Here is a 26,477-nt window from a genome sequence, read left to right as displayed (position 1 = left end):
TGACCTTTCAACTATCTCTTAAAGACCTGTCTCATGGCTTAAACACACTTTATAAGCCACCAAGAGCTTTTTGTAAACCAGCTTGAGCCAGTTTAACACTGATCTCAGCATCAATGATTGCCATACGTGAAGTCTGCCATGCAGTCTGCGCTGCCATAACTTCTGTTACCGTCATAACGCCTTCCTTGAAGCCTACATTTGCACATCTAAGGTTCTCTTCAGCGGCAGCCATGTTCTTATGAGACGTCGCAAGTTGTTTATTAGCATCCTTAAGACGGAGCCTGTTCTGCTCTATCTCTAAGTCAATCTTCTTACGTACATCATCCATTTCTAACTGTGCTATACTTGTAGCAGTCCTACTTGCACGTATCTTATATTTGTTTTCTCCCCAAGTCCATACTGGTACTTGAACAGTAACACCAATGTTCCATAGATCCGTGAAACGTTTCTGAAAGCCATTAAAAAGGTTTGGATTTGATACGGAATAACCGGCTGTGAGAAGTACATGAGGGAGATAAAGCGAACGAAGAAGTTTGGTATTCTGTTTGCTCATATCAACCGCATTCTGCAAGAGGCGTAGCTCTGGACGAGTCTCATTAAGTCTTGTACTGTCTGAAGCAGGGATAGTGTAATTATCAAACTGGGTTGAAGGAGTAGGAGAGAGGTCGGCATCTCTTTCATCAGACAATTGTATATCACCATTCAAATCAAGTCCACAAAGTTCGCATAAGGCCATCTTAGCCAATGAAACACCACTTTGTATGCGAGCGATTTGCATATCAGCTGTGTTAACAGCTACCTCAACCTTCAATCCATCTGCTCGAGTAGCAACACCCTCACGTATCATCTTCTTGACATCTTCATTCAGTTTTTGTGCTAAGTCACGATAGCGAATAGCTAACGCTTCCTTCTTCTTCAAAGAGATAGCAAGCCAATATGCATTGTCGACTCCATAGAGTACTAACTGTCGTTTAAGGCTGATATTGTTCTGTGCAACCTGCTCACCAATAGCCGCCATATCGTTCGCAGCCTTGATAGCCCCACCCATATAAATAGGTTGATTGACTACAATTCCACCGGCATATACGTTCTTCGTGTTTGAACGGAACGCATCATTAATACTTTGACCGATGTTATTACCGGCTTGAGTGAGTGGTGTAGAAACATTGCTTAAGAGCTGACCAAGCTGCTGAGCCACCTGTGGACTAAGAACACCTTGCTGTGCCAAAGAGGAAAGGTTTTGGCCTATCTGACCACCTAACTGCCCAAAGGTATTTGTTCCAAGATTGCTCAGAGTATTCTTCTGATCATCACTAAGGAGTGAAATCTCACGTGAAAAGTGCTGATAACCAGCGAGCGCATCTACACGTGGTAGATATTTAGTCTTAGCCGCCTTACGCGTATTTTCTGCTACATCTACAGTCATGTTCGAGATTTTTAGTTGCCGATTGTTCTGCAAGGCCAACTCTCTACACTTTTGTAACGAGTACACCTCCTGTGCTTGAACACACAAAGATGACCCCAATAGCACTGCTATAGTAAATAACTTTATCATTATTAAATATCACTGAAAGTACTATCTGCAAAATTAGTGCTTTTAGATTGATAAGCAAGAGAATTGCTGCTGTTATTCATTAAAATACAAAAATATGTCTATTTTTAGGGAGTTTTAGAACAACTTTAGAAATAATTGATTATCTTTGCACAATCCTTTTGTATAAAATACAAGTACGAAAACATTTCACGCAGTGAACAAAAGCAGTTTTTTTTACCGTGTCTTTGACCTCTATTACGATGGTTTTCGACACATGACATTGGGCAAAACGTTGTGGACAGTTATCATTATCAAACTGGCTATCATGTTTCTTGTTTTAAAGATATTCTTCTTCCCGAACTTTCTTAAGGAGAATGCAAAGGCAGGAAAAGAAGGTGAATTCATCGAGCAACAGCTCATGAAGCGATGAGTTGTCTTACGTTACCACCTTAAAGAATCAAGTATATATATTTAATTTATAACATTATTACAAATAACAAAAAGCAATGGAAAACCTACTTTTAGCCATTGATCCAGGCACTGTAGACTGGTCACGTGCACAGTTTGCGCTGACAGCTATCTATCACTGGCTTTTCGTTCCCTTGACACTGGGCTTAGCTGTCGTAATGGGAATCATGGAGACTTGTTATTATCGCACCCGGAAGGAGTTCTGGCGTACTGCAGCTCGTTTCTGGCAGCGATTGTTTGGTATTAACTTTGCCATGGGTGTTGCCACTGGTATCATCCTTGAGTTCGAGTTCGGAACTAACTGGAGCAACTATTCTTGGTTCGTTGGTGACATCTTTGGAGCACCACTTGCCATCGAGGGAATCCTGGCTTTCTTTATGGAGTCAACCTTCGTTGCAGTGATGTTCTTCGGTTGGAACAAGGTTTCAGCTGGCTTCCACCTCGCTTCAACATGGCTTACTGGCTTAGGAGCAACTATCTCAGCATGGTGGATTCTCGTAGCAAACGCATGGATGCAATATCCTATCGGTTGTACATTCAATCCCGATACGATGCGCAACGAGATGACCTCGTTCCTCGACGTTGCATTGAGTCCATTCGCAATCGACAAGTTCACACACACTGTTACATCTTCTTGGGTATTAGGAGCAGCATTCACTGTTGCAGTAAGTTGCTGGTATCTGCTTCGTAAACGTCATATTGAACTTGCAAAAGCAAGTATCAAAGTGGGTGCAGCTGTTGGTCTTGTAGCCTCTCTTTTAGCAGGTTCTACAGGTCACAACTCTGCTTATATGGTAGCACAGTCACAGCCTATGAAGCTTGCAGCAATGGAAGCTCTCTATGAAGGAGGTAACGATCAGAGTTTAACAGCAGTAGCTTGGGTAAACCCATTCGACCAGCCTGACTATATGAAGCAGACCGAGCCACCTATGCGAATAGCGGTTCCTAACATGCTTTCTGTCCTTGCAACAAAGGATGCTCATGGTTATGTCCCTGGTGTAAAGGATATTATCCGTGGTTATAAGAAGGCTGACGGCACACAGGAACCTTCTCTGAAAGAAAAGCAAGAACGTGGTCGTAATGCCATTCAAGCCCTCAAAGACTATCGTGCCGGTAAGAACAAAGAGGCTAATCTCAAGGTTCTTGAAAAAGACATGAAGTACTTTGGTTATGGATACATCAAAGATGCTACGCAGATTGTACCATTCATTCCTATTAATTTCTGGTCATTCCGCATCATGGTTGGGCTTGGATGTCTTTTCATCGCTGTGTTTGCACTGATGTTGTTCATCGTTTATAGAAAAGACATTACCCGTTTTGGCTGGTTGCAGAAGGTGGGTATTGCACTCATCCCATTGGCTTATATTGCCAGTGAGTGTGGCTGGCTTGTTGCCGAATTTGGCCGTCAGCCTTGGACCATCCAGGACATGCTTCCAACATGGGCAGCAGTGAGCGACCTCTCAAGTGGCGGTATCGCATTCACCTTCTTCCTCTTCCTTGTTCTCTTTACTGCAATGTTAGCAGTCGAAGTAAGTATTATGTGTAAGCAAATTAAGAAAGGACCAGAACTATGACATACGATTTTCTGCAACACTACTGGTGGTTCATCATCTCACTTTTAGGTGGACTGCTTGTATTCCTACTTTTCGTACAGGGTGCAAACTCCATGATTTTCCAGTTAGGTAAGACTGAAGAAGAGCGTCGCATGCTCGTTAACTCAACAGGTCGTAAGTGGGAGTTCACCTTTACAACACTTGTAACATTCGGCGGAGCATTCTTTGCTTCATTCCCATTGTTCTATAGTACGAGTTTTGGTAGTGCTTATTGGGTATGGCTGTTGATACTTTTTACATTCATCATTCAGGCTGTCAGCTATGAGTTCCAGAACAAGGCTGGTAATCTCTTTGGCGTTCGTACCTTCCAGATTGGATTGATTATCAATGGTATTCTTGGTCCATTGCTCTTAGGTGGAGCTGTTGCAACCTTCTTTACAGGTTCTAACTTCATCGTAGAGAAAGGTAACATTACTGACTTCATGCAGCCTGTTATCTCTCATTGGGCAAATGGTTCACGTGGACTTGACGTACTGCTCAATCCTTGGGTAGTTATCTTTGGTATTTCAGTAGTATTCCTTGCACGTATCCTCGGCACGCTCTATATTAATAATAATGTGGACGATGACATTATCCGTGGACGTGTTCGAAAGCAACTGCTCGTTAACACCGTTCTCTTCTTACTGTTCTTCTTGCCTTTCCTGATTGTTACATTGGTTGGCGAGGGCTACGCAGTAAACGAAGCTGGCGTTATCGTTATGGAGCCAATGAAGTATCTGAGCAACTTATTAGCAATGTGGCCATTAGCTATCATTCTGCTTGTAGGTGTTGTTCTCTTGCTTTTTGGAATCGTTAAAACTGTTCTTAAGCCAGAGTATGTCCGTGGTATTTGGCCTGCAGGTATTGGTGTTGTATTGGTTGTTTTGGTTCTCTTCCTCATTGCAGGATGGAACAACACAGCTTATTATCCATCAACAGCCGAGCTCCAAAGCTCATTGACACTTAAGAACAGCTCTTCAAGTGAGTTCACATTGAAGTCTATGTTCTATGTTAGCTTCCTTGTTCCATTCGTTTTGGCATACATTGTTTATGCTTGGCGTGCAATCGACAAGAAGGCTATTGACCGTAAGGAAATTGCTGAGGACGACCATGCTTACTAAGATATAGTACTCCTATTTTTCCAGATAAATTCTAAAAGGGTGATAGAGGTATCCGATAACGGACTTCTATTGCCCTTTCTTTTTTCAGAGCATTAGCCACCCAAGGTTTAAGTAGATAAAGTGCATACGAATAGTCGTTCTTTAATACTGATAAACAACCATATCTGAATAAGAATACTCTCTGCATTGCTCTGTAAAAAATAAACATACACTACTACATTTATCTATATCTCCATAGATGAACCTCAGTAATCATTCCACACCTCGAAAAAGTCTTTAAGACAGTAAAATAATATTACAAAGCATAAAACGAAACAACCTTAATGCAGGAGCATATCTTTCCTAACAACAAAGCTCATAACAGTCAATAAAACAGAATGTTATGAATAGCTATGAAGAAGACGCTCTTCATGCCCCATGAAGGGCGTCTTTAACACGCAAGAAGGGCATGTTCTTGAACGTAAAAAGGCCTCTTCTTGTCTCCTCACCGAGCTTTTCTCGAATAAAGAAAGAAACTATCACTGAAACATCTTTACAATTCGCACTTACACATATAGTATTTTTACTCCTTTTATTAATAGTCTTGAAGAGATGCAACAATAATCTCATTCTCATCAGAGTATCAATTTTTTGCATCTGTATAGAGCTCATAGAAACGACTGTTTCTCCTCAATATCTTACTTTCATTAGCTTAATCGATCCATTTCTCGAAAGTTTCTAAAAGAACGAAGTTGATATTTTGATTTAGAAAAGAAGTTTTATATCTTTGCAGAAAACTACAACATGAATTCTAAGATATTGACATTGCTTTTATTTCTATCTCAATTTCTCTTCGGTAGTTGTACATCCAAAGTAAGCTATAATAGTCAAATAACAAACTATGATTATCGCATATTAGATGGGTGCCTAATCTATAATAGAGATGCTGACATGATACTTTTCGAATCATTCAAGACGAAAGGTAGTGGACTTGTGTTTGTTGACAAGGCTCTAAGAATAGTAAAAAAGCCAAAGAATTATCCCTTACAAGACAAAGAGATTATGAAATTTATCAAGGCTTACAAGAAATTCAACTTATCATATTGTCGTGTAGATAATGAGAAGATAATAAGAGTAATTTCTAATGGCATTGACTATATAAAAATAAAGAAAGGCTATCACGATGGCTTATATCTTTTTGAAGAACATAAACAAGAGTATAAGTATGTAGGCAATGATTGGTATGTAAAGAAGATGTAAACCATTAAAAATGAGCTAATTTAGTGAATAATATCACAGTATGTCTGCTCATGAATACTTTTATCACAACACAAAACAACAGACAACAGCATCGTTGTTATTTCATGTTCATCGAATATTACGAATGATATAGTAACTGGCCCTTTATTGCGTCTACTCCCATTTCATTCGAAATTGTTTGAGTTCTCTATGGAAGTTGAAATCCATAACCACTCTTCCTCTGCATACTGACAAAAAGAGATCTAACTTAAAACCAATTTTGCTGTCATTTCTGTCAGTCAAAGTCAACACTTAACACGTTAATTTACAGTACTGTTACGTGAAATGTTAAATGTGACAGCAACTTAAAACAAAACTTTTCTTGTATATTTTGCTATAATATTTCACTTGTTTGGAGACCTAAATCACGTCGCCTATCAGAAGACTGTTATCTCGATGGAAGCATAACAAACAATGCTTTTACTTCCCTTTATTATCCTCTATCTCACCAATCTTTCGAGTAGAATTGTCAGCTAATACATCATTAACAATATTAGTCAACTGCTCTTTCAGTTCATTGATAAATTGAGAGGCATCATACTTTTTAGCTTCAATATCACGGAGTTTCTTCTCCCAAATACCCGTCAATTCGGCTGATGTAAGAAGTTTCTCGTGAATCGTATCAATAAGTGCAATACCTGTCTCTGTAGCCTCTATATTCTTTCTTTTACGGCGGATATAGTGGCGTTTGAAGAGCGTCTCAATAATTCCTGCACGTGAAGAAGGTCGACCGATACCGTTCTCTTTCATGGCAGCACGCAAGGTCTCGTCCTCAACAAGCTTACCAGCTGTTTCCATTGTACGAAGCAAAGAGGCCTCAGTGTAGTGCTTTGGTGGAGTAGTAAGCTTTTCTGTTAGAGTAGGGGTGTGCGGCCCTGATTCCCCTTTCTTAAAGTTTGGTAGTAATGGTGAGCCAGTAGCTGCTCCTTCCTGTCCCTCATCCAATGGGGTAGAGGAAGTACCTGCTGACGTATCTATGCATACTCTCCAACCTAAATCCAAAATTTCTTTGCCAGAGACCTTAAACTCTATTTTATCCACCTCACCTAATACCGTTGTCGTAGAGAACTTACAATCAGGATAGAAAGCAGCGATAAAACGGCGAGCAATGAGATCATATACCTTCTGTTCAGCATCTGTCAGCCCTTGCGGTAGTACACCTGTCGGGATGATAGCATGGTGATCCGTCACTTTTGAGGAGTCAAAGACACGCTTTGTCTTAGGTAAAGGCTTGCCACCCAACGCCTTTACGATGTCAGCATAAGGCTTTTTACCAGCAAAGGCAGTCTGAAAGAGTCCGTTCATAATCTGTGGACACTTTGGATAAATATCATCAGAAAGGAATTGTGTGTCAACACGTGGATAAGTAGTAAGCTTGCGTTCGTATAGAGTCTGAATTGTATTAAGTGTCATCTCAGCAGAGAAACCAAACTTACGGTTACAATCTACCTGCAAAGAGGTGAGGTCATAAAGTTGTTTGGGCAGTTCAGAACCTTTCTTCTTAGTGACACTTGTAATCGTAAAAGGCTTTCCCTCAATTGTAGAGAAAGCTTTTTGGCCCTCTTCCTTAGAGGTGAATTTACCCTTTGTAGCCGTAAACTGTGTGTCACGATAGACTGTAGCCAATACCCAATAAGGTTCTGGCTTAAAGTTATCTATCTCCTTCTGTCGCTGAACGATGAGTGCTAAGGTTGGTGTCTGAACTCGACCAATAGACAACACTTGCCCTCTACCATAGCTATTATTGCCATACTTTAACGTATAAAGGCGTGTTGCGTTCATTCCCAAAAGCCAATCACCGATAGCACGAGACAAGCCAGCTAAGTAGAGGGGTTGATATTGCGCTTCGTCTCTGAGGTTAGCAAATCCCTCACGAATAGCATCGTCCGTCATAGACGAAATCCAAAGTCGTCTTACAGGACACTTTACACCCGCTTTCTGCATAACCCATCGTTGGATTAACTCACCTTCCTGACCAGCATCACCACAATTGATAATCTCGTCAGCAGCCTGAAAAAGACCTTTTATAACATCAAATTGTTTTTTTATTCCTTCGTCTTCAATCAGCTTAATACCAAAGCGTGAAGGAATCATGGGCAGAGACCCAAGGCTCCAATACTTCCAGTTACGGGTATAGTCATGTGGTTCCTTTAGCTCACAAAGGTGGCCAAAGGTCCATGTTACTTGGTATCCATTGCCCTCCATATACCCGTTACGTGTGCTATTCGCACCAAGGATACGAGCAATATCTTTAGCTACACTTGGTTTCTCGGCTATGCAAACTTTCATGCTTTATACTATATCAAATCTCTTCCTATACCTTACACTCCTTCTTTTCACCTTTGCAAAGGTAAGAAAAATATTCGATAGGAGACTTAAACTGTTTTTCATACCTATCTTTTTTTGCGTTTTTCTTTTTCTATCTAAGTTATTTTATCTAAATTTGTAGCAAAGAAACGAACAAGAAAAGATAAAATTATGAGAGTTGGACTCTTTATCCCATGCTACGTCGATGCACTCTACCCACATGTAGGCGTAGCAACCTTTAAGCTTTTGAAAAAGCTTAAAGTAGATGTAGTCTATCCCGAACGCCAGACATGTTGTGGTCAGCCTATGGCAAACGGTGGTTTCCAGCGTATGTCTGATCATCTCGCTGAGCGTTTTGAGGATAAGTTTAAGGATTTTGATTATGTAGTTATACCAAGTGTATCTTGTGCTGCTTTTGTGCGTGTTAATTATCCACAGATACTCGACCATGAGTGTCAGACCCCTAAGAAGACAGTGGAGTTAGTAGAGTTCTTACATGATGTTTTGAAGGTAAAGGAACTCCCTGGAAGTTTTCCTCATGTCGTATCAGTTCATAACTCTTGCCATGGTGTACGTGAGTTAACACTTAGTACGCCTTCAGAGTTTCAAGAGAAACCTACTAATAAGATTGTTGAGTTATTAAAACTAAAGGAAGGTATTACCGTAAAAGAACCTGATCGTAAGGACGAGTGCTGTGGTTTTGGTGGTATGTTTGCTGTCGAAGAGGCTTATGTTAGCACAGCTATGGGTACCGATAAGGTGAAACGTCACATGGATACAGGTGCTGAGATTATTACAGGTTCGGATAGTTCATGCTTAATGCACATGCAGGGCATAGTAGCAAAGAACCATTATCCAATCAAGTTCATGCACGTAGCTGAAATCTTGGCTGCAGGTTTATGATATATATAAAAGGTTTATAAAAGGACAACAAAGTTATGTCAACATATCATTCAAAAAGAGCAAAAGAGTTTCTGAAGAACCCTAAGAAGGTTGAAAGACACGACCGCACATTCTGGTCATTACGTCAGAAACGAGATGCTGCTGCGGCTCAGCTACCAGAATGGGAGGACTTACGCGAGCATGCAAGTCGTATTAAAGAACACACCGCAACCCATTTAGCAGACTATTTAGAGCAATTCACTAATAGCTTGGAGCGTAATGGCGTTATCGTTCATTTTGCTAAAGATGCACAGGAGTTCAATGAAATGGTTTATGGGATACTTGAGTCTCATAAAGTAAAGAAGCTCGTTAAGTCTAAATCTATGCTTACCGAGGAGTGTGAGATGAATCCTTATCTTATTAAAAGAGGTATCAATGTGGTTGAGTCCGACCTTGGTGAGCGTATTCTCCAACTCATGCATCTGAAACCAGCACATATCGTTATGCCAGCTATTCACCTGACTCGTGATGAGATAGGGGAGATGTTTGAAGAAAAAGGAATATCAAAAGAGAAAGGCAATCATGACCCAGCCTATCTCACTCGCTGTGCACGTGAGAACCTTCGAGGTGATTTCATGGATGCAGAAGCAGGTTTGACGGGGTGTAACTTTGGTGTTGCTGCAACAGGAGATTGTGTTGTTTGCACCAATGAAGGTAATGCTGATATGTCAACTTCAATACCAAAGCTACACATTGTTGCTATGGGTATTGAGAAAGTGATTCCTGATTATGACTCTTTAGCAGTGTTCCAACGCTTATTGGCACGTAGCGGTACGGGACAGCCATCAACTGCCTTTACCTCTCAATTCCGTAAGGCTCGACCAGGAGGTGAGATGCATGTAATCTTAGTTGACAATGGTCGTAGTGACATGATTGCTAATAAAGAACATTGGATGACACTGAAGTGTATTCGATGTGGTGCATGTATGAATACTTGTCCTGTCTATCGTCGTTCTGGAGGTTATTCATATAGTTACTTTATTCCTGGTCCTATTGGAGTCGACCTTGGTATGCTAAAGAATCCAAAACAGCACAGTGGTAATGTATCAGCATGCTCATTATGTCTGAGTTGTGACTGCGTTTGTCCTGCAAAGGTAACCCCTGGAAGTCAGATTTATCGCTGGCGTCAGAGCCTTGAAACGTATGGAACAGAGAACAAAGAGAAGAAGGTGATGGCAGAAGGTATGAAAGTTGTTTACGAAAACTATCATATTTATGATGCTTTACTTCGTAATTCATCAGTTGCCAATCACATACCAGAATCGCTAATGGATATAAAGCTTAATCCATGGAGCATTGGTCATACAATGCCAAAGTTTGCGAAAAAGCCTTTCCATGTCATATTTAAGCACGCAATGGAGGAAATGAAACATGAATAAAGAAGAACTATTTAATAAATTGCGTCGCAATACTAAACAACATTTTGATATGCCTGAGAAAATGATGGAAGGTATTAAATATCAAGATGTAGTACAGCAGTTCATTGAGATGAGCCACACTGTTGGTTGTGAAGTTATTGAAGCAAAGGCTGATGATGATATTAATGAGTTGATACAAAAGGCTTATCCAGATGCAAAAGTATTAGCTTCTAACGTAGAAGGGATAAAGGCAAACCTTAATCCTGATACTGTTGCTAAGGCACAAGACCTAAACGGAACGGATGTCGGGATTATCCAAGGTGATATTGCTGTGGCTGAGAATGGATGTGTATGGCTGCCACAAACGATGAAAGAAAGGGTCGTTTGTTTTATCTCAGAGAATCTTGTTATTCTCGTACAACGTGATAAAATCGTCAATAACATGCACGAAGCTTACAAGAAAATTCACATGACTGATTATGGTTATGGCTGCTTTATATCAGGTCCGAGCAAGACTGCAGATATCGAACAAGCGCTTGTTATGGGTGCACAAGCAGCCAGAGGTGTTACTGTCATCATAATGTGATAAACGTTAATTTTGTCAAAAAGAGAAATATAATGAGTCGTTAGGGGATGATTACGACTTTTTTTATTAACTTTGCAAGGAGAAAAGAAAGTTAAAAATATAACTGATTTTTAATAAACACATAAGTTATGAAGATTGAAAAAGTACATGCTCGCGAGATTATGGACTCACGTGGCAATCCTACAGTTGAAGTAGAGGTAACTCTTGAAAATGGTGTAATGGGGCGTGCAAGCGTTCCATCTGGTGCATCTACCGGTGAGAATGAGGCTCTTGAGCTTCGTGATGGTGACAAGAATCGTTTCTTGGGTAAGGGTGTCCTCAAGGCAGTTGAGAACGTAAACAACGTTATCGCTCCTGCATTGAAGGGTGACTGCGTGCTGAACCAGCGTGCAATCGACTATAAGATGATTGAACTTGATGGTACTCCTACAAAGAGTAAGCTCGGTGCTAACGCTATCCTTGGCGTTTCTTTGGCAGTAGCTCAGACAGCTGCTAAGGCATTGAATATTCCTTTGTATCGTTACATCGGTGGTGCTAATACTTATGTATTGCCAGTACCAATGATGAACATCATCAACGGTGGTGCTCACTCTGATGCACCTATCGCTTTCCAGGAGTTCATGATTCGTCCTGTTGGTGCTCCTTCTGAGAAGGAAGGTATCCGTATGGGTGCTGAGGTATTCCACGCTCTTGCTAAGCTTTTGAAGAAGCGCGGTCTCTCTACTGCAGTAGGTGATGAGGGTGGTTTTGCTCCTAAGTTCGATGGTATTGAGGATGCACTTGACTCAATCATTCAGGCTATCAAGGATGCTGGTTACGAGCCAGGTAAGGATGTTAAGATTGCAATGGACTGTGCTGCTTCTGAGTTCGCTGTATGTGAGGATGGTAAGTGGTTCTATGACTATCGTCAGTTGAAGAATGGTATGCCAAAGGATCCTAATGGTAAGAAGCTTAGCGCTGATGAGCAGATTGCTTATCTCGAGCATCTTATCACAAAGTATCCTATCGATTCTATCGAGGATGGTCTCGATGAGAACGACTGGGAGAACTGGGTTAAGTTAACATCTACTATCGGTGACCGTTGTCAGCTCGTTGGTGATGACCTGTTCGTAACTAACGTTAAGTTCCTTGAGAAGGGTATCAAGATGGGTGCAGCTAACTCTATCCTTATCAAGGTTAACCAGATTGGTTCATTGACAGAGACTCTCGAGGCTATCGAGATGGCTCATCGTCATGGTTACACAACTGTAACATCACACCGTTCTGGTGAGACTGAGGATACAACTATCGCTGACATTGCTGTTGCAACAAACTCTGGCCAGATTAAGACTGGTTCTATGTCACGTACAGACCGTATGGCTAAGTACAACCAGCTCATCCGCATTGAGGAAGAACTCGGTCGTTGCGCTAAGTATGGCTATACTAAGTTGAAGTAATTTATTTGGTCAATAATACTTGACAGAGTAAAAGAAATATGCAAAGAGGTAATTGTCTTTCAAAGGCAATTACCTCTTTCTTTTATTATAATAATGTTCCATAGGACATTTAACTTATGTCAGTCATTAACTTTATCAGCCTTCAAATCTTCTCTTTTCAGTTACTTTCATTGATGTTACATCTCATTATAAACGAATAAAAAAATATCTGTATTCTTTATTTATCATAATGACCATTATTTTAAGAGAGGCCTTTTTAAGAAGAAATGAACATTCAACTAAGATTATATAGTGTCTCTTAAATCGTTATTAATCATGCTCTTAGAACTTAATTATCTACTAAATTAAATAAAAGATAAATATTTAATAGCATATTCTTGGTGATGTAAATTATAACATATAATTTTGCTATCTGATTATTATTATGCCTTATAAAGCTTCATCATTAGTATATAACAATCTTAAAAAAGTAACTATATAGCTAAAACACAATATAACCTCCAGCTATAATAACAAAATACTTACAAACGTAAAGACGATAAATGAAAAAAGAAAATCAGTTACATTAGCTTATGCATACTATAATATAAAGGAAAACAAAGACTTTTCGTCTGAAGAGAACGAATAAAGGCTTGCTAAGTTAAGTATATTTGGTCTTATATCAAATTTCATGCTATACTTGAAATAACTTACCCTACCATTAAATATCACATACCTTGATAGAGCAAAAAAAAGAAAATCGGAACTGTAACAGTCCCGATTTCATTGTTCTATATTAGTAGAATCGTCTCTTTTATGAAGCTAAGATGATATATCCATCTTATGCATATTATAAAAGACTAAACTATATTTCTGCAAAGTCAATAATTCTAATCAATATTATAGTTATGTAAATCAACAAACTTACCACGCTGGCGACGCTCATCTATCATGCGCTCCAACTTTGCTCTACGGTGTGGAGCAATCCATTTTCTAGCAAAGATATTAGGAATTGCAACGCCCAAAGCTATACAAAATAACACCAATGAGCCATTAATAGCAAAGGACATAGCGCTTGTAACTTCCCCAACAACACCCTGCAACTCCATGAAGCCATAAAGTGCACGATACATTAATACTCCTGGAACGATAGGAATAACAGCTGGAATCGTAATACACTGGTGTGGAGTGTGGAAAATATGAACAGCCTTAATATTAATGAGTGATATCAATGCAGACCCACATAAAGAACCAACAACAAGTCCCAAGCCTAAGCCAACATTCCCTGACTCAGGGGTAAGATATACAAAGTTACGCGTACAGACACATATCACACCACCAACTGCTATCCAAGGCATCAAACGATATGGAATGTTATAAATCGTCGCAAAACCCACTGCAGAGATTGCTGCAGCTATTGCATAAACTGAGAAAGAATGGTGAGGTACTGTTGGAAGGGTTTTTACAAAACCATCAAAACAGCCACATTTTATTGCCAACATAATACCAAATGCCATTGAAACGACAATGAGCAATGTGTTTGTGGCTCGTACTAAACCAGTATTTATATGATTGTCTAACAGGTCATTAACAGCATTTATCAACGGAACTCCAGGTACAATGTATAGTGCACAAGCCAAAAGAGGATGCCAAGGAGTCTCAGAATGAAGATAAGGGCGGATAAACTCAGGGAGTGTCATCTGAACTGAAGGAGAAGAAAGAAAAGACGATAACCAGGCTAAAATCGTACTTACAAAAGCAGCAATAGCAAAATTTGCATACAAATTAGAACCAGAATGATTCAAAAACATACGTAAGCGATTACCCAAAATAGCAGCTATAGAAGCATAGAAGAATGCTGTCCAGTCACAACCAAACTGTATACAGAATCCACCACAGGCAAGACCAGCACCAATAGCAATAACCCATTCGGTGTAATAATGTCTACCATGAGCAATCTTCTCAAGTTCTTCCTCATATTTCTCTATTGAGTAATCTTCCTGAATAGCACGCCATGAGAGTTTGGAAACCTCCTGAATAGCAAGTAGATTAATTACATGCTTGTCACAACGTTGCATCTTAGAAAAGCTGTGAGCTTCGTCACTTATGTTCACCTGCAACATATAATAATCAACATTAATGTGTAGGTTCTCCTTAGGAAGACCCAAATATGCAGCAGTACGTTCCATGTTACGTTTCACACGACTCGTATCTGCAGAACTTTCCATTAATATCTGTCCTGTACGAAGGAGCAAATCAAGTTTCTTACGAAGGATTCTCTTGGAACAATCAGTCTGTTTTCCGTCCATATAAAACAATCTATTTACTTAACTTAAAATCGTTTGCAAAGGTACAATATATTATTTGCATATTAGTATTACATCAAAGAAATCTATATCTTAAAATATCAGTTTTATCAGGAAAAAGTAAAAAAACAGTAATTCAAATTATGAGATACTCTCCCTACATATCAAAGCTTGAACATCGTTTTACGGATATTTTCCTTTGCTATAACAGGTTTTATAGCCTCTGAAAAAGGAATATCTGAAGGCGTAACACATTCTACTTGAGAGAAGCCTGCACTGAGTAAAGAAGAAACATCCGCTACCCTACCCGCTATGAGTACAACAGGAATATTTTTGCGAAGCCCATATTCTAAGACTTTTACAGGTAGTTTCCCCATTAGTGTTTGAGCATCAGCACTCCCCTCCCCTGTTATGATTAAATCAGCTTTATCTATGATAGCATCGAAATTGATAGTTTCAAAAAGAATATCAACCCCTGACTGTATCTTTGCATTCATAAATTGAAGGAAGGCATAACCTAATCCACCAGCAGCTCCAGCACCTTTGTCAAAAGCATGATCTACACCTAATTTCACAGAGGCCATACGTGAAAAAGTATGAGCTCGACGATCCAAGTAGCCTATCATCTCAGTCGTTGCGCCCTTTTGTGGACCAAAGACAGCTGCCGCTCCATGCTCTCCATAGAGCGGATTACTAACGTCTGAAGCTAAAGTAACATCTAAATTATGTAAGATCTTATCACACCAGCTATTTCCTAAAATATTCTTTAAGGCAGTTAACATCCCAAGTCCACAATCACTTGTAGCTGACCCTCCAAGACCAATAATAAACTTCTTATACCCTTTCTGTAGTGCGTCAGCTAAAAGCTCACCAACTCCATAAGTTGTTGCACGTAATGGGTTAAGTTCTTGATTATTAATTAGGTTGATACCACAAGACAATGCTGTTTCAATGATTATAGTATCATCAGAACAAACAGCATAGCTCGCACGAATAGGGCGCATGAGTGCATCATGACATTCGACAAAGACCCTTTCACAGTCAGACAACTGTAAAAATACTTCTAACATACCATCTCCACCATCGGTAACAGGAACCTTGACAACCTCTGTCCCCTGCCATCGATCATTGAGGCCATGTTTGGCAGCCTCTTCCGCTTCCAATGAGGATAAGCAGCCCTTAAAACTATCAATTGCTAAAATAATACGCTTCATAATGCCTACAAAGTTATTAAGAATTCATTAATAATTTGGAGTTTACATCTATTATATATATCTTTGCAAGTAAATACTGATTAGATACCTTATATATGAAACAATTTTTCAAGTTCGTGTTTGCTTCTTTTTTCGGGATGATGTTGTTTAGCATCGTTACAGGTTTCTTTGCTCTTTGTGGCATTGTTGGCATGATTACGTCACAAGATGCCACAAAAGAACCAGAAGAAAACTCTGTACTGGTATTGAACCTTTCAGGACAACTATCCGAAAGAAGTGATAATAATTTTCTTAGTCAGCTACAAGGTACTCAAGTAAATAGTCTGGGACTTGACAATATGATTGAAGGGATCAAAAAAGCAAAAGACAATGATAATATCAAAGGGATATACATCGAGGCTGGTGCCTTTGCTGCTGATTCATACGCATCAATGCAAGCTCTTCGCAATGCACTGTTAGATTTCAAGAAAAGCAGGAAGTGGATTATCTCATACGCAGACACTTACACACAAGGAACATACTATCTTTCGTCTGTTGCAGATAAAGTTTATCTTAATCCACAAGGTCAGATTGATTGGCATGGACTTGCTTCTGAGCCCGTGTTTATCAAAGATCTTTTGGCAAAGTTTGGTGTTAAGATGCAGGTTGTTAAGGTGGGTGCCTACAAGAGTGCTACTGAAATGTTTACAGGCGACAAGATGAGCGATGCCAACCGTGAGCAAACATCAGCTTATCTAAATAGTATTTGGGGCAATATCACAAAAGAGGTTGGTGCAAGCAGAGGATTATCTGTAGCACAGTTGAACGCCTATGCTGATAGTATGATTACCTTTGCAGATCCACAAGAATATGTTAAACTTAAACTTGTTGATGGCTTATTATATACTGACCAAATAAAGACTGTTGTCAAGAAACAGTTAGGGATTGATTCTGACGACGATATCGAACAGGTTACAATCGCTGACATGGTGAATACGGAAGCGAAGAACCAAGGTGATGAAAACAACAAAGTGGCTGTTTATTACGCTTATGGCGACATTGTAGATGGTGCCGTAGGAGGTCTTTTCTCACAAGGTCATCAGATTGATGCACAAGTAGTTTGTAAAGACTTAGCGGATTTAGCGAAAGATAAAGACGTAAAAGCTGTTGTCATACGTATCAATTCTGGTGGTGGTTCGGCCTACGCATCAGAACAGATATGGCACCAGATTATGGAAATGAAGAAGTTAAAACCAGTTGTTGTAAGCATGGGAGGAATGGCTGCATCGGGTGGTTATTATATGTCGGCACCAGCAAACTGGATTGTCGCTGAGCCTACAACAATCACTGGCTCAATAGGTATCTTTGGTATGTTCCCCGACGTAAGCAATCTCTTTAGGGAGAAATTGGGACTGAAATTTGATGAGGTAAAGACCAACAAGTATGCTGATTTTGGCACACGTGCACGCCCTTTCACAGAAGAAGAGATGTCATATCTCAGCCAGTATGTGAACAGAGGTTATAAACTCTTCCGTCATCGTGTTGCAGAAGGACGCAAGATGACAGATAATCAAGTGGAGAAAATTGCACAGGGGCACGTATTCACAGGACAAGATGCGCAGAAAATTGGACTCGTTGATCAACTTGGTGGATTAGATGTTGCAGTTGCAAAAGCTGCTCAACTTGCTAAACTACCAAACTACAGGACATCAGCATATCCAGAGGCTGACGACGTCTTGGACCAGATACTAAAGCAGGTAAAACCTGACACCTATCTGAGCGATGAACTACGTGCAAACTTAGGCGACTATTATGAGCCATTTACACTTTTGAAGACAATTAATCAACAAAGTGCTATTCAGGCTCGTCTGCCTTTTTATCCTAACATCCATTAATTAGATATGGAAGGAGATCACATCAAAATAAACAAATGGCTCATACCGCTTAGCTGGCTCTATGGATTGGGAGTGGGTCTGCGCAACGAGCTATTTGAGTTGAATATTCTTAAGACACGACGATTTGGTATCCCTGTTATATCCGTCGGGAACATCACTGTTGGGGGTTCTGGAAAGACCCCTCATGTAGAGTATCTTATCCGATTATTGAAAGATAAGATGAAGGTTGCTGTACTTTCGCGTGGATATAAACGTAAAAGTCATGGCTATGTTTTGGCTGACGAGAACACGCCTATGCGTGAGATTGGAGACGAACCCTATCAGATGAAGACGAAGTTTCCTGACATTCGCGTTGCAGTAGACAAGAATCGTTGTGAAGGAATAGACAGGTTAACATCAGATGAAGAGACAAAAGATGTTGATGTTATTCTATTAGATGATGCTTTTCAACATCGTTATGTACAACCTGGAATTAATATTCTATTAGTTGATTATCATCGATTAATCATCTATGACAAGCTTCTTCCTGCTGGTCGACTTCGTGAGCCATTGTCAGGAAAGAATCGCGCAGACATAGTGATTATCACCAAATGTCCTAAAAGTCTTAACCCTATAGACTATCGTGTATTGAGTAAAGCAATGGAGCTTTACCCTTTTCAACAGCTTTATTTCACTACTTTAGATTATTGTGATTTAGAGCCTATCTTCAGTAAGACACGAAACATACCACTTACAGAGATAAGAGGAAAGAATATTTTGCTGCTTGCAGGTATCATGTCACCTAAACAGTTAGAGTTAGATTTGAACTCTTTTACAGGTAACAATGCACTGACTACCCTCTCTTTCCCCGACCATCACGCATTTACAACAAAGGATATTAACCGAATAAATGAGACCTTTGCAAAAATGCCTGAGCCTAAGTTGATTGTCACAACAGAGAAAGATAAGGCACGACTAATCGATGTTGAGAAATTATCAGAAGAAGTAAAAGCGAACATATATGCGCTCCCGATTAAAGTAAGTTTTATGCTTGATAAGGGAGAGACATTTAATCAAAAAATCATATCTTATGTACGAAAAAATTCAAGAAACAGCATCTTGGCTAAAAGAGAGGATGACCACAAGTCCAAAGACAGCCATCATTCTGGGCACAGGCCTCGGACAATTAGCTTCAGAGATAACTGATAGTTATGCCTTCTCATATCAAGATATACCTAATTTCCCTGTATCTACTGTAGAAGGTCACGCCGGAAAACTTATATTCGGTAAGCTTGGAGATAAAGATATCATGGCTATGGAGGGTCGTTTCCATTTCTATGAAGGATATAATATGAAGGATGTAACCTTCCCAATTCGTGTTATGCACGAATTAGGTATTGAGACGTTATTTGTTTCTAACGCTTCTGGCGGTATGAACCCTTCATTTAAGATTGGCGATTTGATGATTATTACCGATCATATCAATATGTTCCCAGAGCACCCACTACGTGGACGAAATTTTCCTATAGGTCCTCGTTTTCCTGATATGCACGAGGCTTACGACCATAAACTTATAGAACTTGCAGACACTATTGCCAAAGAAAAGAATATCAGAGTTATGCATGGAGTGTATATGGGAGTACAGGGTCCTACCTTCGAGACACCTGCAGAATATCGTATGTACCATAAGATGGGAGGTGATGCAGTAGGAATGAGCACCGTGCCAGAGGTTATCGTTGCTCGACACAGTGGGATAAAGGTATTTGGTATCAGTGTGATTACCGACCTTGGTGGCTTTGATGTACCAGTAAAGGTCAGCCACGAAGAAGTTCAGGAGGCTGCTAATGCAGCACAACCACGTATGACAGAAATCATGCGTGAGATGATTAAGCGCTCATAACACATATTTAATAAGACTATCTCAAGACGTTCTTTAATCTATAAGCAAATAGATAAAGAACGTCTTAGACTTTTTATCACAAAGCAATTAACATAATCAATGGAAATAAAAGAACTTGGTGAGTTTGGACTTATCGACCGTCTTACAAAAGATATTCAACCAATTAATAGCTCTACCATTATGGGAGTGGGTGACGATGCAGCTGTTTTGAATTATACAAACAAAGAAACTCTCGTCTCCTCACAGATGTTCATGGAAGGAGTACAGTTTGACTTGACTTACATCGACATGGAGCATCTTGCTTATAAGGTGGCTATGATTGCGATGAGTAATATCTTTGCTATGAATGGGCAACCACGTCAAATCATCGTGTCTTTAGGCTTGGGAAAGCGATTTAAGGTGGAAGACATCGAGCAGTTCTATGCAGGACTGAACAAAGCTTGTACCAAATGGAATGTAGACATCGTAGGAGGTGATACCACTTCTTCGTACACAGGACTTGCTATCAACATAACTTGTATTGGTGAAGCAGCTAAAGAAGATGTCACTTATCGCAGTGGTGCAAACGAGACCGACCTCATTTGTGTGACAGGCGACCTTGGTTCTGCTTATATGGGACTACAGATTCTCGAACGAGAGAAATCTGTTTACTATCAGCAAGTGCAAGAGTATAATAATAAGGTGAAGGAAGCTCAAAACAATAAAGACGAGAGGCGACTCGAAGCACTGCGCCAAGAACGTGCAGCCATTGAAGATTTTCAACCCGACTTTGCAGGGAAAGAATATCTTATCGACCGCCAGTTGAAGCCAGAAGCACGTGGCGATATTCTCAACCAACTACGAGAAGCAGGAATACATCCAACAGCTATGATTGATATCTCTGACGGATTGGCAAGCGAACTGAAACATATTTGCGAAAAGAGTCACTGTGGTTGTAGAGTTTATGAGAAGAATATCCCTATTGATTATCAAACTGCAGCAACCTGCGAAGAATTTAATATGAACCTTACAACTGCTGCATTAAATGGTGGAGAAGACTACGAACTTCTTTTTACAGTACCAATTGGCGACCATGAGAAGATTGATAAGATGGAGAATATCAGACAGATAGGTTATATAACAAAGGAGAGCCTGGGTTCATTCCTTATCGCTCGAGACGGAAATGAATTCGAGTTAAAGGCGCAAGGATGGCCTATTACAAAGGATTGACCCACTTGTTAAAGGATGTAAATATCGGCAATTTTCTTTATAAAAGTTTGGAGGAATAAAATAAAAGTACTACCTTTGCATCGCAATTAAAAAATAGCAACACTGCTTCTTAAAACAAAGCAAGATATAGATGGTGCCATAGCTCAGTTGGTAGAGCAAAGGACTGAAAATCCTTGTGTCCCCGGTTCGATTCCTGGTGGTACCACTCCTCCTTTCATCAGGGCGGTTCTCGTAAGAGGCCGCTCTTTTTTTTATTGTCCCTAAATTGCTTTTTTTCAAACACTTACCATCCGCCATTAACGAACAATTACCCCTAAATCATTATCATCGAAACAATAGAATAACGGAGTATTGACAATCAATAACGCATGTAGTGATAATAAACACACAAATTCTCAAATAGTCGTTAGCCTCTTCTTCAGCCTTCAAACATAAAAGATTTACTGTACAAAAGAATGAAAAAAACAGTATCAGACAAAACAATCTTTCGAACTAATGAACGATAAAGTTGTTTATCACTATATCAACTAATAGTGGCTTTCTCTGCAAAAGATTAAAAGTACACTCACAAGCAACCTCTTTTAATCCTCTATCCAAGAACTGACTTCATACTTAAACCATCTTTGAATAGAAAAAGCGATAATCATTACCCTCTCCTCCTACGCATGTTTTATTACATGTAAAGTTATTTTACGAAAAGAAAAAAACAACTTAAACTTTATAGGAAAGCAATCTTTATTTCCAAACAGCTACAACTATAAGGTTTCTACACATCTTGTCTTTCTATCATTTAATCTCCTCCATTGCTAATAAAAAGTCACGACATATTTTCATAAACATAGTTACAAACAAGAGTAAAATTACTCGTTATAATCAAACTAACAACTAACTTGAAATCAATTAGTTAAAAGCTACAAAGGAGAAGGTGCCTAATTAGTCTCAAGAAGGGCGTTAACAATACCCAAGAGGAGCATGTTCTTGAACCTTAAAGGGCATGTCCTTAAACCACAGAGGATAACTACTTAGTTGGAAGAGTACGAAAAAGACTTTACAATAATACCAGGTGTAGTTTTATAACGATGATACTAATCCTACCCTCTCCCCTACCCAACCCTATTGTTTTTACAACTTAACCCATGTTATACGGATAGTCTTTATCTATGAACGTGACGTTCATTGCCATGCCCATTAAAACCAGCCTAACTTTAGAATCATCACCTTGTTATGCCTTTACTTATTTCTCTAATAACATAGCCATTATTCTTTATTGCACTCGCACAAATCTCTCTATAAACCTTTTGATAACTCCATCGCAATCGAATGTAACCAACAAGTCCATCTTCTGTACATCGTTAACAACACAATTCAGCCAAAATTAGATTTGCTGTCACATCTGTCATACGCAATCAACGTCTAACTTACTAATACACAGTGGGTTTACATGAAATGTTAAATGTGACAGCAAAATGAATTTAAACTTTTCTTGTAAAATAGAGTATTATATCGTCATGACCTTAGTAGACATTACCATACCATTATTATGGCAGTACTCAAATTAATATTAAATAGTAAAGCAAAGTGAAATAAATAAAGCCATTTATTTGTATCTTAGCATGATAAGGCTGCTTCTAAGCTACTTGAAAAGTAAAATCAACCCAGCTTACTCATTGTTATAAGCTAATACGTCAAGAGTGGAAACACTTCCCCTACTCCCATATTTTTGCTGCAAGCTTTACAAACTCAACCTTACCATCTATGTAATCAGCAAAATATTCAAGGGCAGGAACACCGTCAGGCAGATTACACGACCCACAACCGCCACATGAGGGTGCCTTACAGTGGAAACGTTCTTGGATGAATTCAATTCGTTCCTCACGATCAGAAAAATCTATTTGTGGTGCTAACATTGTTATTCTTATTAATTGATGAGAGTTAAACCATATTTATTTACAAACAGAAAAAGCTAAATAAAGAACCTTATCGATAATAACCTTGTTTGTTAAATACTATAATTAAATAAGCAAACATTATTATAATACCTCCTTCAACTGCGTAAAGAACTCTAATTTCAACAAATGAGGATGTTTGTACTCCTCTATCACCTCATGTTGCCAAGTTGTATGAAAAGGTATATGAGCAGCCCACCCCCCAAGTTTTAGCACAGGCTCTATATCCGAACGGAAAGAGTTACCAACCATCAGTAGCTCCCCTACTCCAATCGAATAACGCTCGCACAACTGATGATAAGACTTCTCCGTCTTATCCGAAACAACTATAATATCCTCAAAATATGGGGCCAAACCCGAACGATGAAATTTATTCTCTTGATCAAGTAATTCACCTTTAGTAAATACAACTAAATGATATTTCTCTAATTCACGCAACACCTTCAAAGTTTCAACGACTCCCTTCATAGGCTTACCAGGCAGTTGAAGGAGTTCTTTTCCCAATGCTAAAATTCGTTTAACTTCCTCTGCTTTTAGTTTCCCATCACTTATCTCTATTGCATTCTCCAGCAATGACAATATAAAAGCCTTACTACCATACCCCAAAAGAGGCATGTTAGCCGTCTCAACAGCAAAGAGAGCTTTTGAGATCTCATCTGCAGAAGAATATGAGCTTAGTATCTCGCAATATTCTCTCTCCACTGTCTCAAAGTAAGTTTGACACTCCCATAGTGTGTCATCAGCATCAAAGGCTATCAATGATATATCTTTCATAACTTTCTTGTTTCGAACTGCAAAATTACATTATTTATATATACTACAACCATAAAAACCATATAAAATACACTATAAAGACAAGAGACTGAATAAAAATAAGCGTAAATCATGCTGTTTTCCTATATAATGATACGACAATAGAGGTCGACTTATGAAAAACGAATAACCATCCTAATAAAATTAAAAGAGCTCACTCATAAAAAAAATATTTTATCAGATGAGATCATCGCCAACCCTTTTATACGTCTACAATACAGACGAAAAAGCATCAAAAGTTAGTAATTTATCCAATATTTTTTAGTCGAATAATCTTTTGTTGATTGAATACTTTTACTTAAATTTGCAGCACAAAGTTTATCAAAACAGGAAACTTTTGAAAGTTGAATACGAAAAAAGTTTTCCAAAACTGACAACTTATAAAGAGAAAATTGGTATCTAACTTATACTTTTTTGAGGATAAATACATATAAAATAATAAACGTCTAAAAACTAAAATAGCAATGGAAATAAAGAACTTCACAATCACTAAACGTGATGGTTCAAAGGAAAGATTCTCCCTCGACAAAATCATGAACGCCATACTCAAGGCTTTTGAGAGTGTTAACGAACCAACTGATTTAGGTGTATTATCTAAGATTATTTCTAATCTTGATATTCAAAACGACATCAAGGTAGAAGACATCCAAAACCAGGTCGAATTGGCATTGATGAAAGAAGGATATTACAATGTAGCAAAGAGCTTCATTGTTTATCGTCAGCAACACACAGAAGACCGCGAAACACTTGAGAAGATGAAGTTCCTCTCAGACTATTGCATTGCCACCAACGCTGCCACAGGTTCAAAGTTTGACGCCAATGCTAATGTCGAACACAAAAACATTGCAACACTTATTGGCGAACTTCCAAAGCAAGGTTTCATCCGTCTCAATCGAAGACTACTCGTTGATCGTATCAAGAAGATGTATGGTAAGGACTTGGCTGATGAATATATCAATCTCCTAACCCACCACTTTATATATAAGAACGATGAGACAAACCTTGCCAACTATTGTGCTTCTATCACAATGTATCCATGGCTTATTGGTGGTACAACCTCTATCGGAGGAAATTCCACAGCCCCTACAAATCTAAAAAGCTTCTGCGGTGGATTTATAAACATGGTTTTCATGGTCTCATCAATGCTTGCTGGTGCCTGTGCAACACCAGAGTTCTTGATGTATATGAACTACTTTATTCAGAAAGAATATGGTAAAGACTATTGGGAACATGCCGATGAGGTAGTTGACTTGAGCGTCAGAAAACGTACGATAGACAAGGTTATTACAGACTACTTTGAACAGATAGTCTATTCCTTGAACCAACCTACGGGAGCACGTAACTATCAAGCAGTTTTCTGGAATATCTCTTATTATGATCGTCCTTACTTTGAATCACTCTTCGGGAACTTCTATTTTCCTGATGGTTCACAACCTGACTGGGAGAGTTTGTCATGGTTACAAAAGCGATTCATGACTTGGTTCAATCAAGAACGACTAAAGACTGTTCTCACCTTCCCTGTAGAAACAATGGCTTTGTTAGCAGAGAATGGTGATTGTAAGGATAAGGAATGGGGTGACTTTGCAGCTAAGATGTATTCTGATGGACATAGTTTCTTCACATACATGAGCGACAATGCCGACTCACTAAGTTCATGCTGTCGTCTACGTAATGAAATTCAAGACAATGGATTCTCTTATACGCTCGGTGCTGGTGGCGTCTCAACTGGATCAAAGAGTGTGTTGACAATCAATCTCAATCGCTGTATTCAGTATGCAGTCAACAACAACCTTGATTACAAGGAGTATCTGACGCGTATTATCGAGTTGTGCCATAAGGTACAATTAGCATACAATGAAAACCTCAAGGAGTTACTGCGTAATCACATGCTCCCACTCTTTGATGCTGGATACATCAACATTGATCGCCAGTATCTCACCATTGGTATCAATGGTCTTGTAGAAGCAGCAGAATTCATGGGACTTGACATCACACCGAATGAGGAGTATAAGAAGTTCGTACAGACTGTACTTGGATTGATAGAAACGCAGAACAAGGCTTTCCGAACTAAAGAAGCAATGTTCAACTGCGAGATGATTCCTGCGGAGAATGTTGGTGTTAAGCATGCAAAATGGGATGCCGAAGATGGCTATTTCGTTCCGCGTAACTGCTATAACAGCTATTTCTATCGTGTAGAAGACAATTCACTGACGATTCTTGACAAGTTCAAACTGCACGGAGCACCTTATATAGAACATCTAACTGGTGGTTCTGCACTTCACATGAACCTCGAAGAGCACCTCTCTGAGCCACAGTATCGCCAGTTGTTGCGTGTCGCTGCACAGGAAGGTTGCAACTACTTCACATTCAATATTCCTAACACTATCTGCAATGATTGCGGTCATATCGACAAACGTTATATGCACGAATGTCCACATTGCCATTCTAAGAATGTTGATTATCTCACTCGCATCATTGGTTACATGAAACGTGTTAGTAACTTCTCTGTACCTCGCCAGGAGGAAGCACACCGCCGTTTCTATGCAGGAGAAGATAAATATACAGTTAATACAACAAATGAGAAGTTATGTAAAGAAACGGTTACTGAAACCAAGAACGCATAACAAACATTATT

At 39.3% G+C, this 26,477-nt stretch carries 19 protein-coding genes and 1 tRNA gene; 14 read left to right on the top strand and 6 right to left on the bottom strand.

The features are described from left to right. Positions 1-49 precede the first annotated feature (49 nt). On the bottom strand, positions 50-1,555 hold the full coding sequence (locus CHB62_RS07855; RefSeq protein ID WP_089366401.1) for a TolC family protein: 1,506 nt from the start codon (positions 1,553-1,555) through the stop codon (positions 50-52). 193 nt (positions 1,556-1,748) lie between these two features. On the opposite strand from CHB62_RS07855, the gene CHB62_RS07850 reads away from it, so the two are divergent. The 4 genes from CHB62_RS07850 (at position 1,749) to CHB62_RS07830 (ending at position 5,954) form a co-directional block, all read left to right on the top strand. Then, on the top strand, positions 1,749-1,964 hold the full coding sequence (locus CHB62_RS07850; RefSeq protein WP_089366400.1) for a DUF4492 domain-containing protein: 216 nt from the start codon (positions 1,749-1,751) through the stop codon (positions 1,962-1,964). A gap of 76 nt (positions 1,965-2,040) precedes the next feature. Further along, complete coding sequence (locus CHB62_RS07845) at positions 2,041-3,576, top strand: cytochrome ubiquinol oxidase subunit I (RefSeq protein ID WP_089366399.1); 1,536 nt, start codon at positions 2,041-2,043, stop codon at positions 3,574-3,576. After that, positions 3,573-4,715 (top strand): cytochrome d ubiquinol oxidase subunit II, encoded by a 1,143-nt coding sequence (locus tag CHB62_RS07840; RefSeq protein WP_089366398.1) that lies wholly within the window; start codon positions 3,573-3,575, stop codon positions 4,713-4,715. Before CHB62_RS07845 ends, CHB62_RS07840 begins: the two co-directional genes overlap by 4 nt. A 930-nt stretch (positions 4,716-5,645) precedes the next feature. Beyond that, positions 5,646-5,954, top strand: a complete 309-nt coding sequence (locus CHB62_RS07830) for a hypothetical protein (protein ID WP_240616248.1) — start codon at positions 5,646-5,648, stop codon at positions 5,952-5,954. A gap of 459 nt (positions 5,955-6,413) precedes the next feature. Here the strand turns inward: CHB62_RS07830 and CHB62_RS07825 are convergent, their stop codons facing one another. Next, the gene (locus CHB62_RS07825; RefSeq protein ID WP_089366395.1) at positions 6,414-8,282 is read right to left on the bottom strand and encodes a DNA topoisomerase 3; all 1,869 of its coding nucleotides are present in this window, start codon (positions 8,280-8,282) and stop codon (positions 6,414-6,416) included. 189 nt (positions 8,283-8,471) lie between these two features. Here CHB62_RS07825 and CHB62_RS07820 point away from each other — a divergent pair, with 189 nt between their 5' ends. The 4 genes from CHB62_RS07820 (at position 8,472) to eno (ending at position 12,622) form a co-directional block, all read left to right on the top strand. After that, positions 8,472-9,203 (top strand): (Fe-S)-binding protein, encoded by a 732-nt coding sequence (locus tag CHB62_RS07820; RefSeq protein ID WP_089366394.1) that lies wholly within the window; start codon positions 8,472-8,474, stop codon positions 9,201-9,203. Positions 9,204-9,238: 35 nt separating this feature from the next. Next, positions 9,239-10,621 (top strand): lactate utilization protein B, encoded by a 1,383-nt coding sequence (locus CHB62_RS07815; RefSeq protein WP_089366393.1) that lies wholly within the window; start codon positions 9,239-9,241, stop codon positions 10,619-10,621. After that, a complete protein-coding gene (locus CHB62_RS07810) occupies positions 10,614-11,186 on the top strand; it encodes a LutC/YkgG family protein (protein WP_089366392.1) in 573 nt (190 codons plus the stop codon). The genes CHB62_RS07815 and CHB62_RS07810 overlap by 8 nt, the downstream gene beginning before the upstream one ends. Positions 11,187-11,314: 128 nt before the next feature. Continuing rightward, complete coding sequence (eno, locus tag CHB62_RS07805) at positions 11,315-12,622, top strand: phosphopyruvate hydratase (protein WP_009011123.1); 1,308 nt, start codon at positions 11,315-11,317, stop codon at positions 12,620-12,622. 869 nt (positions 12,623-13,491) lie between these two features. Here the strand turns inward: eno and CHB62_RS07800 are convergent. Both CHB62_RS07800 and CHB62_RS07795 read right to left on the bottom strand, forming a co-directional pair. Continuing rightward, positions 13,492-14,910 carry a threonine/serine exporter family protein gene (locus CHB62_RS07800; protein WP_089366391.1) on the bottom strand — a complete coding sequence of 473 codons (1,419 nt, stop codon included), beginning with the start codon at positions 14,908-14,910 and terminating at the stop codon, positions 13,492-13,494. A 161-nt stretch (positions 14,911-15,071) separates the two neighbouring features. Further along, entirely contained in the window at positions 15,072-16,121 is a 1,050-nt protein-coding gene (locus tag CHB62_RS07795) for a glycerate kinase (RefSeq protein WP_089366390.1), read from the bottom strand. Between the two features lie 95 nt (positions 16,122-16,216). On the opposite strand from CHB62_RS07795, the gene sppA reads away from it, so the two are divergent. The 5 genes from sppA (at position 16,217) to CHB62_RS07770 (ending at position 21,288) form a co-directional block, all read left to right on the top strand. Continuing rightward, positions 16,217-17,995, top strand: a complete 1,779-nt coding sequence (sppA, locus tag CHB62_RS07790) for a signal peptide peptidase SppA (RefSeq protein WP_089366389.1) — start codon at positions 16,217-16,219, stop codon at positions 17,993-17,995. Between the two features lie 6 nt (positions 17,996-18,001). Further along, complete coding sequence (gene lpxK / locus CHB62_RS07785; RefSeq protein ID WP_089366388.1) at positions 18,002-19,180, top strand: tetraacyldisaccharide 4'-kinase; 1,179 nt, start codon at positions 18,002-18,004, stop codon at positions 19,178-19,180. Continuing rightward, complete coding sequence (locus tag CHB62_RS07780) at positions 19,065-19,874, top strand: purine-nucleoside phosphorylase (RefSeq protein WP_089366387.1); 810 nt, start codon at positions 19,065-19,067, stop codon at positions 19,872-19,874. The genes lpxK and CHB62_RS07780 overlap by 116 nt, the downstream gene beginning before the upstream one ends. Positions 19,875-19,973: 99 nt before the next feature. After that, positions 19,974-21,083: a thiamine-phosphate kinase gene (locus CHB62_RS07775; RefSeq protein WP_089366386.1), complete on the top strand. Its 1,110-nt coding sequence runs from the start codon at positions 19,974-19,976 to the stop codon at positions 21,081-21,083. Positions 21,084-21,215: 132 nt separating this feature from the next. Continuing rightward, a tRNA-Phe gene (locus tag CHB62_RS07770) sits at positions 21,216-21,288 on the top strand. 1,501 nt (positions 21,289-22,789) lie between these two features. Here CHB62_RS07770 and CHB62_RS07765 read toward each other — a convergent pair. Beyond that, a complete protein-coding gene (locus tag CHB62_RS07765; protein ID WP_009011115.1) occupies positions 22,790-22,990 on the bottom strand; it encodes a hypothetical protein in 201 nt (66 codons plus the stop codon). 123 nt (positions 22,991-23,113) lie between these two features. Beyond that, positions 23,114-23,803, bottom strand: a complete 690-nt coding sequence (locus CHB62_RS07760; RefSeq protein WP_089366385.1) for an HAD family hydrolase — start codon at positions 23,801-23,803, stop codon at positions 23,114-23,116. 503 nt (positions 23,804-24,306) lie between these two features. On the opposite strand from CHB62_RS07760, the gene nrdD reads away from it, so the two are divergent. Then, the gene (nrdD, locus tag CHB62_RS07755; protein ID WP_089366384.1) at positions 24,307-26,466 is read left to right on the top strand and encodes an anaerobic ribonucleoside-triphosphate reductase; all 2,160 of its coding nucleotides are present in this window, start codon (positions 24,307-24,309) and stop codon (positions 26,464-26,466) included. Positions 26,467-26,477: the final 11 nt, after the last annotated feature.

Origin of the sequence: Prevotella jejuni (assembly GCF_900187995.1) — a bacterium.
GTDB lineage: Bacteria > Bacteroidota > Bacteroidia > Bacteroidales > Bacteroidaceae > Prevotella > Prevotella jejuni.
This window is presented reverse-complemented; position numbering and strand designations above follow the sequence as displayed.